Source organism: Billgrantia ethanolica, assembly GCF_021404305.1.
Taxonomy (GTDB): Bacteria; Pseudomonadota; Gammaproteobacteria; order Pseudomonadales; family Halomonadaceae; genus Halomonas; species Halomonas ethanolica.
The window spans coordinates 523,117-537,754 of sequence record NZ_JABFTX010000004.1 but is presented as its reverse complement, the minus strand read 5'-3'; the positions used below and the strand labels follow the sequence as shown (position 1 = coordinate 537,754).

Sequence of the window (14,638 nt, the reverse complement as noted above, 5' to 3'; positions counted from 1 at the left end):
GGAAGAGGATCGACCCCCGGTGGGGCGGCCAGACTTCAAATCTGGCAGGGGCTGCCAGCGGTCCCTGGTGGGTTCGACTCCCACGCTCTTCCGCCAGCTCCCCCTATTGATGCAAGGCTTTGCTTAACCCTTGATCACCACCCGCGTGCCGATGCGCAGCCAGGGGTCGAGCGCACGGATCTCCTCGTTGTTGACCGCCACGCAGCCCTCGGTCCAATCGAAGCTGCGATGGATCTCGGGGTCGCCCTGTCCCAGGCCATGAATTCCGATCAGCCCACCCAGCGCCGTGGTATGCGGTGCCCGGCCGTGGCGCGCCCGGTAGTTCTCGATGTACCAGTACTCCTGCATGGTGATCTTGCCGCTGCGCAGTGCCTCTTCGGCGACCTGGGCGTTGGGGTAGTCGAAGCCGAAGAACAGGCCGAAGCGTGAGGCACGGTTGATGCGGTCGACGCGGAACTCGCCGATCGGCGTCATCGAGCTGCCCTTGGCGCGCAGCGGCGCCGCACCGCCGGCACCGAAGGCGAGGTGCTCGATGCGCTTGATCTCGTGCTCGCCGCGCATCACCCGCACCCGGCGGTTGCGCAGGTCGATGCTGAGCCACACCTCGTCGGCGGTCAGCCCTTCGGGCTGTGCCACTGCGTCCAGCACCTGCCACAGCGTCGGCGTGTCCGGCATCACGCCATTGAGATTATGAGAAGAGTCGGGAATGTTGGCCTGGGCCGCCGGCCCAAACGCGAAGAAGCCTGCCGTCAAGGCGGCAGCCTGGAAGAATGGCCTGTTCATGAGCCCCTGCCCGTGCGTAGTGGAGTTATCGTCGACTCAAGCCGATCGAATTATTCGGACCCGCCATGGCCCGTACCATGAGGATATGGCACGCCTCCCTTCGAGGGGATCTCGTCACATGGGGCTGGGAACAAGGTCGCCGACCGAACCATGAGACGCGTGGGTCGAATATACCATAGGCATGCTAAGGCAAAAGAGGGACTCGCCTCCTTTCGTTGAAAAAGCGCGGGAAAGACCGGTATCGGGCGTCAGGCGCTCGCCGAATGCGTCTCGCTCTGGCTCTGTGCCAGCCGCTCGATGGCCTGCCGGGCCAGGGGCGACAGCTCACTGCCGTCCTGCTGGAGATAGTCGACGATCTGGCGCTTCATGCTGCGCGCCCAGAACTTCTTCAGGTGGGTATACACGCGCTCGGCGGCATCATCGCCGTAGTGGGCATTGTTGGCGGCGATCTGGTTCGCCATGTGGATCAGGGTATCGAGCTGACTGCGGCTCATGGCGACTTCAACCTCCGCTGGCTTGAACGACCGGCACGGCTTCGCGTACCGGCTGATGATAGATGACGTGGCGCCCCGTGCGGGCAAAGCCGACCAGCAGCAGACCAGCCTGACGCGCCTGCTCGATGGCGAGCGAGGTGGGGGCCGAGACGGCGACGAGGCAGCCGATGCCGGCGCTGGCGCACTTCTGCACCATCTCGTAGCTGGCCCGGCTGGAGACCAGCGCAAAGCCGTCTTCCACCGATAGACGACGACTCAGCATGGCGCCGATCAGCTTGTCCAGGGCGTTGTGGCGACCGACGTCCTCGCGTACCAGTTGAATCCGCCCGCCGAGGTCGCACCAGGCGGCACCATGAGTGGCACCGGTTTCGCGCTGTAGCGGCTGGTGCCACTTCAGCGCCTCCAGCGCCAGCTGAATGGCAGCATCGTCAACGGTCGGAGCAATCACCCGGCCGATGGGACGGATCGCCTGCTCCAGCGACTCGGTGCCGCACAGCCCGCAGCCGGTACGACCGGCCAGACTGCGACGGCGCTGCTTGAGCTCCATGAAGCGCTGAGTGGCGATCTCCAGATGGACAGCAATGCCGCAGTCCTCCTGGCGCACCTCGATGCCGTAGAGCTCATCCGGCGTGTGCAGGATGCCCTCGGTGAGGCTGAAGCCGAGAGCGAAGTCGTCGAGATCGTCCGGCGTGGCCATCATCACCGCATGGGAGATGCCGTTGTAGACCAGCGCCACCGGCGTCTCCACCGCGATGCTGTCCTCCCGCCGCTCGGCGCTGCCGGCCCGGCGCACGTCCACCGGAACCCGGCAGCGGCTGTGGTCGTCACTCATTCACGCGCCCCGCTGAGAGCCTGGCCCGCTTCGTCCTTGTTCCCACCGCGCAGCAGTTCGAGCTGCAGCTGGTCGAAAGTCTGGAACTGGCGCTGCCAGGCGGACGGCTGGCTGACCTTCTCGACCTGCACGGCGGTCACCTTGTATTCCGGACAGTTGGTCGCCCAGTCGGAGCTGTCGGTGGTGATCACGTTGGCTCCGCTGCCCGGATGGTGGAAGGTAGTGTAGACCACCCCCGGCGGCATGCGGTCGCTGATCCGCGCACGCAGCACCGTCTGGCCGGCGCGGCTGGTGATGCCGACCCAGTCGCCGTCGCGCACGCCGCGCAGCTCAGCGTCGGCCGGGTGCAGTTCGAGCACGTCCTCGTCGTGCCAGGCCTGGTTGTGCGTGCGTCGGGTCTGGGCGCCGACGTTGTACTGGGAGAGGATCCGCCCGGTGGTCAGCAGCAGCGGGAAGCGGCGGTTGCTGAGCTCGTCGCTGGCCACGTAGTCGGTGATGGCGAACTGGCCCAGGCCGATGGGGAAGTCCTCGATGTGCATGGTCGGGGTGCCCTCAGGGTGCGCCTCATTGCACGGCCACTGAATGCTGCCCAGCGCGTCGAGCCGCGCATAGCTGACCCCGGTGAAGCTCGGCGTGAGGCCGGCGATCTCGTCCATGATCTGCGACGGATGGTCGTAGTGCATGGGATAGCCCAGCGCATTGGCCAGATCCACGGTCACTTCCCAGTCCTGCTTGCCGGCCAGCGGCGGCATCACCTTGCGCACCCGGTTGATGCGGCGCTCGGCGTTGGTGAAGGTGCCATCCTTCTCCAGGAACGAGGAGCCCGGCAGCAGCACGTGGGCGAACTTGGCCGTCTCGTTGAGGAAGATGTCCTGCACGATCAGGCACTCCAGCGAGCGCAGCGCCTGCTCGACGTGCTGGGTATTGGGGTCGGACTGGGCGATGTCCTCGCCCTGCACGTAGAGCGCCTTGAATTCGCCGGCCACGGCGGCATCGAACATGTTGGGGATGCGCAGGCCCGGCTCGTCGTCGATGGGCACACCCCAGGCCGCCTCGAAGCGCTCGCGCACGGCGGGGTCGCCGACGTGCTGGTAGCCCGGCAGCTCGTGGGGGAAGGAGCCCATGTCGCAGGAACCCTGGACGTTGTTCTGCCCGCGCAGCGGGTTGACGCCCACCCCTTCGCGGCCGATGTTGCCGGTGGCCATGGCCAGGTTGGCGATGCCCATCACCATGCTCGAGCCCTGGCTGTGCTCGGTGACGCCGAGGCCGTAGTAGATCGCGCCGTTGGGCGCCTGGGCATAGGTGCGCGCGGCGCGGCGCACCTGCTCGGCGGGCACCCCGGTGATCGCCTCGACGTTCTCCGGCGCATGGCGCGGGTCGAGGATGAACTCGCGCCAGGCCTGATAGCCCGCCGCGTCGCAGCGCTTGGCGATGAACTCGCGGTCCTCGAGCCCTTCGCTCATCACCACGTGAGCCATGGCGTTGATCATCGCCACGTTGGTGCCGGGGCGCAGGGCGAGGTGCTGGGCACCGCGATGGTGCGGCGTCTTGAGCAGGTCGATGCGGCGCGGGTCGACGACGATCAGCTCGGCGCCCTGGCGCAGGCGGCGGCGCATCTGTGAGGCGAACACCGGGTGGGCGTCGGTGGGGTTGGCGCCGATGACCACGATTACATCGGCTTTCATCACCGAGTCGAAGGTCTGGGTGCCGGCGGACTCGCCCAGCGTCGTCTTGAGGCCGTAGCCGGTGGGCGAGTGACACACCCGGGCACAGGTGTCGGTGTTGTTGTTGTGGAAGGCCGCGCGCACCAGCTTCTGCACCAGGTAGGTCTCCTCGTTGGTGCAGCGCGACGAGGTGATGCCGCCGATGCTTTCGCGGCCGTACTTGGCCTGGATCGCCTTGAGCCGCTCGGCGGCGAATGCGATCGCCTCCTCCCAGCCCACCTCGCGCCAGGGCCGGTCGATCGACTCGCGAATCATCGGCGTCTTCAGGCGGTCGGGGTGGGTGGCGTAGCCGAAGGCGAAGCGGCCCTTGACGCAGGAGTGGCCGTGGTTGGCGTCGCCGCCCTTGTACGGCACCATGCGCACTACCCGGTCGCCCTGCATCTCGGCCTTGAACGAGCAGCCCACGCCACAGTAGGCGCAGGTGGTCACCACGCTGTGCTCCGGCTGGCCCTGTTCGATCACCGACTTCTCCATCAGCGTCGAGGTCGGGCAGGCCTGCACGCAGGCGCCGCAAGAGACGCATTCGGAATCCATGAACGCCTCGCTCTGGCCGGCGGCGACCTTGGACTCGAAGCCGCGCCCTTCGATGGTCAGGGCGAAGGTGCCCTGTACCTCTTCACAGGCGCGCACGCAGCGCGAGCAGACGATGCACTTGCTGGGGTCGAAGCTGAAATAGGGGTTGGAGTCGTCGGTCTCGGCGTCCAGGTGATTGGCGCCGTCGAAGCCGTAGCGCACCTCACGCAGCCCCACCGCACCGGCCATGTCCTGCAGTTCGCAGTCGCCGTTGGCCGGGCAGGTCAGGCAGTCAAGCGGGTGGTCGGAGATGTAGAGCTCCATCACGTTGCGCCGCAGCTTGGCCAGCCGCGCGTTCTGGGTGGTCACCTTCATGCCGGCCTCGACCGGCGTGGTACAGGAGGCCGGCAGGCCGCGCCTGCCCTCGATCTGCACCGCGCACAGGCGGCACGAGCCGAACGCCTCGAGGTTGTCCGAGGCGCACAGCTTGGGAATGTTGATGTCGGCCAAGGCCGCGGCGCGCAGCACCGAGGTGCCTTCGGGCACGCTGATCGCGACGCCGTCGATCTCGAGGCTGACCCGCGTCTCGGAGAGCCGCGCCGGGGTGCCATAGTCGCGCTCCGGCAAGAAGTGCTGCGGAGCGGGCGTCTGCTTGGGATCGTAATAGTTCAACATATCGGGCCTCCTCCCGCTCAATGCGGCTGCGCGTCGCGCTGCAGATCGTCGGGAAAGTGTTTCATCACGCTCTGCACGGGGAACGGCGTCATGCCGCCCATGGCGCAGAGTGAGCCGTCCACCATGGTCTCGCACAGGTCGGCGAGCAGTATGAGATTGGCCTCACGACGCTCGCCGGCGCGGATGCGGTCGATCACCTCGACGCCGCGCACCGCACCGATGCGGCAGGGGGTGCACTTGCCGCACGACTCCACCGTGCAGAACTCCATGGCGAAGCGCGCCTGCTCGGCCATGTCCACCGTGTCGTCGAACATCACCACGCCGCCATGCCCGAGCACTGCACCGACCTCGGCGAAGGCCTCGTAGTCGAGCGGCAGGTCCCACTGGCTCTCGGGCAGATAGGCGCCCAAGGGGCCGCCTACCTGCACCGCACGCAGCGGTCGCCCGGTGAAGGTACCGCCGCCGAATTCCTCCATCAGCTGGCGCAGGGTGGTGCCGAAGGCCAGCTCCACCAGTCCGCCGCGCTGGACGTTGCCGGCCAGCTGCAGCGCCAGGGTGCCGCGTGAACGGCCCATGCCACAGTCGGCATAGGCCGCGGCCCCCTCGGCGAGAATGAAGGGCACCGCCGCCAGCGACAGCACGTTGTTGACCACGGTGGGTTGACCGAACAGGCCTTCGATGGCCGGCAGCGGCGGCTTGAAGCGCACCATGCCGCGTTTGCCTTCGAGGCTTTCGAGCAGCGAGGTCTCCTCGCCGCAGATGTAGGCGCCGGCCCCCAGACGCACCTCGAGGTGGAACGCCTGGCCGCTGCCGAGGATGTCGCTACCGAGATAGCCGGCGGCCTCGGCACGGGCGATGGCCTCATTGAAGATCTGCTGAGCCAGCGGATACTCCGAGCGCAGGTAGACGTAGCCCTGGGTGGCACCCACGGCGAGGCCGGCGATGGCCATGCCTTCGATCAGCAGGTAGGGGTCGCACTCCATCACCAGGCGGTCGGCGAAGGTGCCGGAGTCGCCCTCGTCGGCGTTGCAGACGATGTACTTCTGCGCGGCGGGGGCGTCGAGCACGGTCTGCCACTTGATGCCGGTGGGGAACGCCGCCCCGCCGCGACCGCGCAGGCCGGAGGCCTTGACCTCGTCGACGATGGCCTGGGGAGCGAGACCAAGCGCCCGGCGCAGGCCGCGGAAGCCGTCGTGGGCGCAGTAGTCCTCCAACGACAGCGGGTCGGTGACACCGATGCGCGAAAAGGTCAGACGCTGCTGGGCCTGTAGATAGGGAATCTCCTCGGCCGGCCCCTGGCACAGCGACGGTGCCTCGCCGCCTTCGAGCAGGCCGGCATCGAACAGCCCGGCCACGTCCTCGGGGGCTACCGGCCCGTAGGCGATGCGCCCGACGGCGGTCTCGACCTCGACCAGCGGCTCCAGCCAGAACAGCCCGCGGGAGCCGTTGCGCACCAGTTCGATCTCGACGCCACGGGCCTCGGCCTCGGCCTCGATGCGCTGGGCGACCTCGTCGGCGCCAAGCGCCAGCGCGGTGGTCTCGCGGGGAACGAAGAGTCTCGTGGTCATCAGCTCACCTTCAGCACTTGGGTGGTCAGTTCATCGACCAGCCGGTCGAAGCGCTCGGGGGTGACCCGGGCCAGGATGCGATCGTCGACGCGCAGCGACGGGCCGCAGGCGCAGTTGCCCAGACAGTAGACCGGCTCCAGGGTGATCTCGCGGTCGGCGGTGGTCTGGTGGTAGTCGATCCCCAGGGTGTCCCGCGCGTGCATTTCCAGCGCCCGTGAGCCCCGCGCCTGGCATGCCTCGGCGCGACAGATCTGTACCACGTGGCGCCCCGGCGGCGTGGTGCGGAAGTGATGGTAGAAACTGATCACGCCGTGCACCTCGGCCCGGGTGAGCTGCAGCGATTCGGCGATGAGCGGCACCGCCTCGCGCGGCACGTAGCCGCAGCGGTCCTGGATCGCGTGCAGGATGGGAAGCAGAGCGCCGGGCTTGTGCTTCAGGGCGTCGATTTCGTCCTGAATCAGCTGGGGCGTCCATGAAGGGAATGGGCTATTGAGCATGGCCTGGCCTCGAAGCGAACGTAGGGAGCGCATCTTCTGGCGTCTTGCGTCGGTACGTTCGAAGCTGCTGGTTACGGTCTCGTTATGTACTACTTATTTATGTACTACAGTGCATATATTGGATAAGGTGTCCGTAGCATCATTGATGGTGCGTATTTGTGAAGGTAGCAGTCCTGCCTGGGTTACGAAATATGAAAAACACATCATATGAAACGTATTAAAATCGAACCTGCCTGGTCCTTCACCGACGAGGCCGGCAACCGCCTGGATCCGCAGCTGTTCGGGCTGCTGCAGGGCATCCATCGCAGCGGCAAGCTGACCGAGGCCGCGGCCGAGGCCGGTATCTCCTACCGCCATGCCTGGAACCTGCTCAACAAGTGGGCGGACTTCTTCGGCGTTACGCTGGTGGAAATGCAAAAGGGGCGCGGCGCACGACTCACTCCACTGGGCGACAAGCTGCTGTGGGCTCGCCAGCGGGTGGCCGCCCGGCTCGGTCCGCAGCTGGAGAGCCTGGGCTCGGAGCTCAATCTCGAGCTGCAGCAGCTGTTCGAGGGCGTCGAACCGGTGCTGCGCATGCACGCCAGTCACGGTTATGCAGTGGCGCTGCTGCCCAGATTCGCCAGCGACTTTCAGCTCGATCTGCAGTACTGCAGCCCGGCAGAGGCCCTGGCCGCGCTGAATCGCGGCGCCTGCGACGTGGCCGGCTACCACATGCCGACCTCGGCGACCCAGGGTCCGCTGATGCAGGGCTACCGCCGTCAGCTGCGGCCGCGCAGCCATTGCATCATTCGCTTCATCACCCGCTGTCAGGGGCTGATGCTCGCACCGGGCAATCCCAGGGGTGTGGCCGGCCTGGCCGATCTCGTGCGTGGCGACGTGCGCTTCATCAACCGCCAGCAGGCTTCCGGCACCCGGGCGCTGCTCGATATCCTGCTGCGGGAAGTGGGCCTCTCGGCGCAGCGCATCCGTGGCTTCGAGCTGGAGGAGTACACCCACTCCGCGGTGGCCGCCTACATCGCCGCCGGCATGGCCGACGTCGGCTTCGGCGTCGAGGCCGCCGCGCGCCAGTTCGGCCTGGATTTCCTGCCGCTGGCCAGCGAGCACTATCTGCTGCTGTGTCAGCGCAGCAGCCTGGCCGACCCCAGCGTCTTACGTCTGCTCGAGATGATCCGCGGCGCGCCGTTCCAGCAGGCCGTGCGCGAGCTGCCCGGCTATTCGCTGGACCGTTGCGGCGAGGTGTGCGGCGTCGACGAGCTGTTCGACGAGTCACGCCACGGCTGAGCCTCGCCGGTGCCGTCGTCAGTAGTCGACCACCACGTCGCCCAGCGGCTTGCTGCAGCAGGAGAGGATATAGCCCTCTGCCACGTCCTCGTCGGTGATGCCGCCGTTGTGCTCCATGTCCACTTGCCCGGACTTGAGCCCTACCCGGCACGTGCCGCAGATCCCCATGCCGCAGGCCTTGGGGATGTGCAAGCCGAGCTTGGCGGCAGCCGAGTGAACCGTTTCACCCGGCTGAATACGTACGCTCTTGCCCGAGCCGACGAACTCGACGCTGAGCATGTCGGCGTAATCGATCTCCTCCGCCTCGGCCTCGGCTTGCTCGGCCAGCTCCAGCACCTCCTCGCGCACGTCAAGCGGCGTGGCGCCGAAGGATTCCTCGTGGTAGCGGCTCATATCGAAGCCGTTTTCGCGCAGGATGTGCTTGATCGCGTTCATGTACGGCGTGGGGCCGCAGCAGAAGATCTCCCGCTCGAGGTAGTCGGGCGCCATCAGCTCGAGCATCGGCTGGGTCAAATACCCGCGATAGCCGGCCCAGGCCTCGCCGATGTCGTCCTTCTTCTCACAGACGATATGCAGTTTGAACTCGGGGATCCGCGAGAACATGTGCACTAGTTCGCGATGGTAAATGACATCCCGCGGGGCGCGCGCACTGTGGATGAACTCGACGTCGACGTTGGCGTTGGTGTCGAAGAACCAGCGTGTCATCGACATCAGCGGCGTGATACCCACGCCACCGGAGAGGAACAGCACCTTGTCGGCGGGAAAGTCGATCGAATTGAAGTTGCCCACAGGGCCATGTACCGCCAGTTCGTCGCCGACCTTCAGGTTGTCGTGCAGCCAGTTCGACACCTTACCGCCGGGCACCCGCTTGACGGTGATCGAGAAGCTGTAGGGAATCGACGGTGAACTGGAGATCGTATAGGAGCGCATGATCGACTCGCCGTCGATCTCAAGCTCCAGGGTCACGAACTGCCCCGGCTTGAAGAAGAACAGCACCGGCTGCTCGGCCATGAAGCAGAAGGTACGGACGTCCCAGGTCTCCTGGATCACCTTGACGCAGCGCACCAGGTGGCGGCCGTTGGTCCAGGTCTGGGTCGTGACGGGATTGAGAAAGTTCATGGTCATGTCGAGTCGCCTGGCATTGATCAGCGTGGAAGGCTCCGACTGCGGAACACCGCCTGCCGTTGATCGAATTCTGCGTCAGCAGGCAAGCCCACGACTTGCCTGACTGCGACACGAACGTACCCCTGGCTTCCACTTGGGGCGACTTTTCTGCACCCGCTGGTCGCGACTGAACGCTTTCGGGTCGTCAACAGACAACTGAGCGACCGGTGGCTGATCCACACTCGCCGTATTCGTACTCGGCACCCAAGACAATGACTATGCCGCTCCCTGGCGAAAACCAACAATTCGACCGATGCCGCAACCGCGGCCAGCAATGAGGATGTCTCTGCATGGATCCGATCTCACCCACCACTCTGGACGATCCCCTGGACCCGGCGCGTGAAGCCGTCGTCGCGATGCTCGCCGAGCGCGAGCGCAACTTCTCGCTGCCCCAGCCGTTCTACAACGATGCCCGCCTGTTCGCGCTGGACATGCAGGAGATCTTCGGCAAGGAGTGGCTGTTCGCCGGCATGACCTGCGAGATTCCCGCCAAGGGCAACTACATGACCCTGCAGGTCGGCGACAACCCGGTGATCCTGGTACGCGGCGACGGCGGTACCATCCATGCGTTCCACAACGTCTGCCGTCACCGCGGCTCGCGGCTGTGCGTCAGCGACAAGGGCAAGGTGGCCAAGCTGGTGTGTCCCTACCATCAGTGGACGTATGAGCTCGACGGCCGCCTGCTGTTCGCCGGCAGCGACATGGGTGAGAACTTCGATCTGGGCAGTTATGGCCTGAAGCCGGTTCAGGTGCGCACCGGCGGCGGCTACATCTTCATCAGCCTGGCCGAGCAGCCGCCCGTCATCGACGACTTCCTGCTCACCCTGGAGCACTATCTCGAGCCTTACGAGATGGGCAACCTCAAGGTCGCGGTGGAGTCGAACATCGTCGAGCAGGCCAACTGGAAGCTGGTGCTCGAGAACAACCGCGAGTGCTACCACTGCAACGGCTCCCACCCGGAGCTGCTCAACTCGCTGCAGGAGTTCGACGACACCGACGATCCCCGCGCCACGCCCGCCTACAAGGCGCTGGTGGCGAAGAAGCAGTCCGACTGGGACGAGCAGCAGATTCCCTGGCAGCTCAAGCGCTTCGGCAAGCGCAACCGGCTGACCCGCACGCCGCTGCTGGATGGCGTGGTCTCGATGACCATGGACGGCAAGCCGGCCTGCGCCAAGCTGATGGGCCGCCTGACCAGCCCCGACATGGGCTCGCTGCGCATCCTGCACCTGCCCAACTCCTGGAACCATTTCATGGGCGACCACGCCATCGTGTTCCGCGTGCTGCCGCTGGGTCCGCAGGAGACCCTGGTCACCACCAAGTGGCTGGTGCACAAGGATGCCGTGGAGGGCGTCGACTACCAGCCCGAGGAGATGCGCCGGGTGTGGGACGCCACCAACGCCCAGGACAAGCGCCTGGCCGAGGAGAACCAGCGCGGCATCAACTCCAAGGCCTACCAGCCGGGTCCCTACTCCGAGACCTACGAGTTCGGCGTGATCGACTTCATCGACTGGTACAGCGAGCGGATGCAGGAGAACCTGGGCCACAGCGCCCCTCACCTGCAGGTGGTGAAGGGCTAGCCCTCGCCCGCTCCTCGCGATGTGAAAGAAATCGCCCCCGGCCTTGGCCGGGGGCGATTCGTTTCACCCGGGTTCAATCAAGAGCTGACAGCGGTGTGGCTCATGCCGCTCTAGCCAGCGATTGGCCGCAGATGATTCACCAGCGCTTCGCGCACCTCGGGCAGCATGACGCCGGTCTGTGCCTCCAGCTCGACGACCAGCGCCTCCAGGCCGGGCACCCCCGCCTCGGCCTGTTGCTGGGCGGCAAGCCGGGCGCAGGTATCGGGGTCGGCATCGGCATCGGCAGGCAGGTCGATGCCCAGCGCCACCAGGCGCTGACGGAAGTCCTCCGCATCGATCAAGTCGGCATACATCATCTTTCTCACCTCCCGCTGCCGTTACCGTCGTTCGCTCCCTAGAGTACCCGCTCGGCCGTCAGTCGGCCACGCTGCCGTGGGGGTCGATATCCCAAAATGGCTGGCCGCCACGCTTGCTTACGCAGCCACGCTGCCATGGGGGTCGATGACGAATTTCTTGGCCGCCCCGCCATCGAAGTCGGCATAGCCCTGCGGCGCCTGGTCCAGCGAGATCACCTGCACGTTGACCGCATCGGCAATCTTGATCTTGTTGAACAGGATCGCCTGCATCAGCGGACGGTGGTACTTCATCACCGGACACTGGCCGGTGTGGAAGGAGTGGGACTTGGCCCAGCCAAGACCGAAGCGCATGCTCAGAGCGCCCTGCTTGGCGGCATCGTCCACGGCGCCCGGGTCTTCGGTCACGTAGAGGCCCGGGATGCCGATCTGGCCGCCGGCGCGGGTCATCTGCATCGCCGAGTTGAGCACGGTGGCAGGCGCCTCCTTGTCGTGATTGCAGCCGCAGGCGTGGGCCTCGAAGCCGACGCAGTCGACGAAGCAGTCGACCTCGCGCTCGCCGAGGATCGCCTCCAGCTTGTCGGCCATGTCGCCTTCCTGGGTCAGGTCGATGGTTTCACAGCCGAAGCTGCGCGCCTGGGCCAGACGCTCCTCGATCATGTCGCCGACGATCACGCAGGCCGCGCCCAGCAGCTGGGCCGACGCCGCCGCCGCCAGCCCCACCGGGCCGGCCCCGGCGATATAGACGGTGCTGCCCGGCCCGACGCCGGCTGTCACGCAGCCGTGGAAGCCGGTAGGGAAGATGTCGGAGAGCAGGGTCAGGTCGCGGATCTTCTCCATGGCCTGGTCGCTGTCGGGGAACTTCAGCAGGTTGAAGTCGGCGTAGGGCACCATGACGTATTCGGTCTGGCCGCCGACCCAGCCGCCCATGTCGACGTAGCCGTAGGCGGCACCGGGGCGTGCCGGGTTGACGTTGAGACAGATCCCGGTACGACCTTCCTTGCAGTTGCGACAGCGCCCGCAGGCGATGTTGAAGGGCACCGAGACCAGATCGCCCGGCTTGATGAATTCGACGTCGCGCCCGCACTCGACCACCAGGCCGGTGATCTCATGGCCCAGCACCAGGCCGGCGGGCGCAGTGGTACGGCCGCGCACCATGTGCTGGTCGCTACCGCAGATATTGGTGGTGACCACCTTAAGGATCACGCCGTGGTCGCATTTGCGATTGCCAAGGGCGAGTTCCGGATAGGGGATGGATTCGACGTCGACCTTACCCGGACCTTTGTAGACGACGCCTCGGTTGGCTTGGCTCATGGCTGGCTCCACTCGTTGTTGTCATGGGGCGGTACATACCGCCGCTTCAGCCTATGCCCTCCATCAGGTGGCACTTGCCCCACAGAGACCTCCGCATGCCTGCCCGAGACATGACGCGACCGCGGTGAGCCAACGGATAGCTGGAGGTCGCTTTCACGACATACCCCTCGCCGACCTGACCCAACAATGGTTCGCCCGGGAGCGCCTGCCGCTTGCGGATGCCAACAACAACATGTGAGGAATCCCCATGAAGCATGACGATGCGCCAATCCTTGAGCCCGGGCAGGACAACGCCCAGGTGTTGGGAATGGACTTCCACCATCCCGTGTTCCCACTCTCGGCCCTGGCCATTCTGGCCTTCATCCTCTACGCCCTGATCTATCCCGATGCCGCCAACAGCCACCTCACCGCGGCCCGCGGCTTCTCCATCGAGTATTTCGACTGGCTGTTCATGATTGCCGGCAACCTCTTCGTGCTGCTGTGCCTGGCGCTGATCGTCCTGCCGTTGGGGCGCATCCGCCTGGGCGGCAGCCAGGCCCGCCCGGAGTACTCGACCACCTCGTGGTTCGCCATGCTGTTCGCCGCGGGCATGGGCATCGGCCTGATGTTCTGGAGCGTGGCCGAGCCGGTGGCCTACTACACCGACTGGTACGGCACTCCGCTCAACGCCGAGGCGCACACCCCGGCCGGGGCCAGCGCAGCCATCGGCGCCACCATGTTCCACTGGGGCCTGCACCCCTGGGCGATCTACGGCGTGGTGGGCCTGTCGCTGGCCTTCTTCGCCTACAATCGCGGCCTGCCGCTGACCCTGCGTTCAGCCTTCACGCCGATCCTCGGCGAGAGAGTGCGAGGCTGGTTCGGCCACATCATCGACATCGTCGCGGTACTGGCCACCATCTTCGGTCTGGCCACTTCACTGGGCTTCGGTGCCTCCCAGGCGGCCGGCGGCCTCAACTACCTGTGGGGCGTGCCCAATACCATCGGCACCCAGCTGGCGATCATCGTGGTGGTCACCGCCGTGGCACTGTTCTCGGTGTGGCGCGGCATCGACGGCGGCGTGAAGCTGTTCTCCAAGATCAACATGATGCTCGCCCTGGGCCTGCTCACCTTCGTGCTGGTGACCGGCGGCGTGCTGCTGTTCGTCAACAACCTGTGGCACACCACCCTGGCCTACGTCAGCCATATCGTGCCGCTCTCCAACTGGGTCGGCCGCGACGACACCGTCTGGTACCACGGCTGGACCGTGTTCTACTGGGCCTGGTGGATCTCCTGGTCGCCCTTCGTCGGCATGTTCATTGCGCGGGTCTCCCGTGGGCGCACCGTACGTGAGTTCCTGATCGCCGTGCTGCTGGTGCCGACCCTGGTCACGCTGGTGTGGATGAGCGCCTTCGGCGGCACCGCCCTGACTCAGTCGGCGGCCGGCGTGGGCGCCCTGGCCGACGGCATCAGCGACGTCTCGCTGGCGATGTTCCAGATGCTCGAGCACCTGCCGCTGACCACCCTGACCTCCAGTCTGGCGATCCTGCTGGTGCTGATCTTCTTCATCACCTCGTCGGATTCCGGCTCGCTGGTGATCGACAACATCACCGCCGGCGGCAAGACCGATGCTCCCCGCGGCCAGCGCGTGTTCTGGGCGGTGCTGGAAGGCGTGATCGCCGGCATCCTGCTCTACGGCGGCGGCAGCACCGCACTGGGCGCCCTGCAGGCCGGCGCCGTGGCCACCGGGCTGCCATTCACCCTGGTACTGCTGGGCATGGCTTACTGCCTGGTCAAGGGGCTGAGAGAAGAGCAGCGCGGACTGGCGGTCGCCAAGCTGGCCTGAAATCGCCAACCTCATGTAAGGAGTAACCACGCGACCCCGGC

At 66.1% G+C, this 14,638-nt stretch carries 12 protein-coding genes and 1 tRNA gene; 4 read left to right on the top strand and 9 right to left on the bottom strand.

Annotated elements, in window-relative coordinates; genetic code table 11:
* Positions 1-96, top strand: a tRNA-Sec gene (locus HOP53_RS19055).
* Positions 97-123: 27 nt separating this feature from the next.
* Here the strand turns inward: HOP53_RS19055 and HOP53_RS19050 are convergent.
* The 6 genes from HOP53_RS19050 to HOP53_RS19025 form a co-directional block, all read right to left on the bottom strand.
* A complete protein-coding gene (locus tag HOP53_RS19050) occupies positions 124-783 on the bottom strand; it encodes a L,D-transpeptidase (protein ID WP_234271457.1) in 660 nt (219 codons plus the stop codon).
* A gap of 248 nt (positions 784-1,031) precedes the next feature.
* Entirely contained in the window at positions 1,032-1,277 is a 246-nt protein-coding gene (locus HOP53_RS19045; protein ID WP_086509120.1) for a formate dehydrogenase subunit delta, read from the bottom strand.
* Positions 1,278-1,284: 7 nt separating this feature from the next.
* Positions 1,285-2,109, bottom strand: a complete 825-nt coding sequence (fdhD, locus tag HOP53_RS19040; RefSeq protein WP_234271456.1) for a formate dehydrogenase accessory sulfurtransferase FdhD — start codon at positions 2,107-2,109, stop codon at positions 1,285-1,287.
* Positions 2,106-5,021 (bottom strand): formate dehydrogenase subunit alpha, encoded by a 2,916-nt coding sequence (fdhF, locus tag HOP53_RS19035; protein ID WP_234271455.1) that lies wholly within the window; start codon positions 5,019-5,021, stop codon positions 2,106-2,108. Before fdhF ends, fdhD begins: the two co-directional genes overlap by 4 nt.
* A gap of 17 nt (positions 5,022-5,038) precedes the next feature.
* Positions 5,039-6,589 (bottom strand): formate dehydrogenase beta subunit, encoded by a 1,551-nt coding sequence (locus HOP53_RS19030; RefSeq protein WP_234271454.1) that lies wholly within the window; start codon positions 6,587-6,589, stop codon positions 5,039-5,041.
* Complete coding sequence (locus HOP53_RS19025; protein WP_010625842.1) at positions 6,589-7,086, bottom strand: formate dehydrogenase subunit gamma; 498 nt, start codon at positions 7,084-7,086, stop codon at positions 6,589-6,591. The genes HOP53_RS19030 and HOP53_RS19025 overlap by 1 nt, the downstream gene beginning before the upstream one ends.
* Positions 7,087-7,293: 207 nt before the next feature.
* On the opposite strand from HOP53_RS19025, the gene HOP53_RS19020 reads away from it, so the two are divergent.
* On the top strand, positions 7,294-8,367 hold the full coding sequence (locus HOP53_RS19020; RefSeq protein ID WP_234271453.1) for a substrate-binding domain-containing protein: 1,074 nt from the start codon (positions 7,294-7,296) through the stop codon (positions 8,365-8,367).
* Between the two features lie 18 nt (positions 8,368-8,385).
* Here HOP53_RS19020 and HOP53_RS19015 read toward each other — a convergent pair whose 3' ends face one another.
* Positions 8,386-9,492, bottom strand: a complete 1,107-nt coding sequence (locus HOP53_RS19015) for an FAD-binding oxidoreductase (RefSeq protein ID WP_234271452.1) — start codon at positions 9,490-9,492, stop codon at positions 8,386-8,388.
* A 329-nt stretch (positions 9,493-9,821) separates the two neighbouring features.
* On the opposite strand from HOP53_RS19015, the gene HOP53_RS19010 reads away from it, so the two are divergent.
* Positions 9,822-11,108, top strand: coding sequence for an aromatic ring-hydroxylating oxygenase subunit alpha (locus HOP53_RS19010; RefSeq protein ID WP_234271451.1), 1,287 nt, complete (start codon positions 9,822-9,824; stop codon positions 11,106-11,108).
* A gap of 110 nt (positions 11,109-11,218) precedes the next feature.
* On the opposite strand, the gene HOP53_RS19005 is transcribed toward HOP53_RS19010, so the two are convergent.
* Complete coding sequence (locus tag HOP53_RS19005; protein WP_234271450.1) at positions 11,219-11,464, bottom strand: hypothetical protein; 246 nt, start codon at positions 11,462-11,464, stop codon at positions 11,219-11,221.
* 117 nt (positions 11,465-11,581) lie between these two features.
* Positions 11,582-12,775, bottom strand: a complete 1,194-nt coding sequence (gene fdhA / locus HOP53_RS19000) for a formaldehyde dehydrogenase, glutathione-independent (protein WP_086509112.1) — start codon at positions 12,773-12,775, stop codon at positions 11,582-11,584.
* Positions 12,776-13,022: 247 nt separating this feature from the next.
* Between fdhA and HOP53_RS18995 the strand changes: the two genes are divergently transcribed.
* Positions 13,023-14,597 (top strand): BCCT family transporter, encoded by a 1,575-nt coding sequence (locus HOP53_RS18995; protein ID WP_234271449.1) that lies wholly within the window; start codon positions 13,023-13,025, stop codon positions 14,595-14,597.
* Positions 14,598-14,638 lie beyond the last annotated feature (41 nt).

Coding starts and splice junctions, on each gene's coding strand:
- fdhF (WP_234271455.1), bottom strand. CDS start 5,021: ATGTTGAACTATTACGATCCCAAGCAGACGCCCGCTCCGCAGCACTTC.
- HOP53_RS19005 (WP_234271450.1), bottom strand. CDS start 11,464: ATGATGTATGCCGACTTGATCGATGCGGAGGACTTCCGTCAGCGCCTG.
- fdhA (WP_086509112.1), bottom strand. CDS start 12,775: ATGAGCCAAGCCAACCGAGGCGTCGTCTACAAAGGTCCGGGTAAGGTC.
- HOP53_RS19030 (WP_234271454.1), bottom strand. CDS start 6,589: ATGACCACGAGACTCTTCGTTCCCCGCGAGACCACCGCGCTGGCGCTT.
- HOP53_RS19020 (WP_234271453.1), top strand. CDS start 7,294: ATGAAACGTATTAAAATCGAACCTGCCTGGTCCTTCACCGACGAGGCC.
- HOP53_RS18995 (WP_234271449.1), top strand. CDS start 13,023: ATGAAGCATGACGATGCGCCAATCCTTGAGCCCGGGCAGGACAACGCC.
- fdhD (WP_234271456.1), bottom strand. CDS start 2,109: ATGAGTGACGACCACAGCCGCTGCCGGGTTCCGGTGGACGTGCGCCGG.
- HOP53_RS19025 (WP_010625842.1), bottom strand. CDS start 7,086: ATGCTCAATAGCCCATTCCCTTCATGGACGCCCCAGCTGATTCAGGAC.
- HOP53_RS19010 (WP_234271451.1), top strand. CDS start 9,822: ATGGATCCGATCTCACCCACCACTCTGGACGATCCCCTGGACCCGGCG.
- HOP53_RS19050 (WP_234271457.1), bottom strand. CDS start 783: ATGAACAGGCCATTCTTCCAGGCTGCCGCCTTGACGGCAGGCTTCTTC.
- HOP53_RS19015 (WP_234271452.1), bottom strand. CDS start 9,492: ATGACCATGAACTTTCTCAATCCCGTCACGACCCAGACCTGGACCAAC.
- HOP53_RS19045 (WP_086509120.1), bottom strand. CDS start 1,277: ATGAGCCGCAGTCAGCTCGATACCCTGATCCACATGGCGAACCAGATC.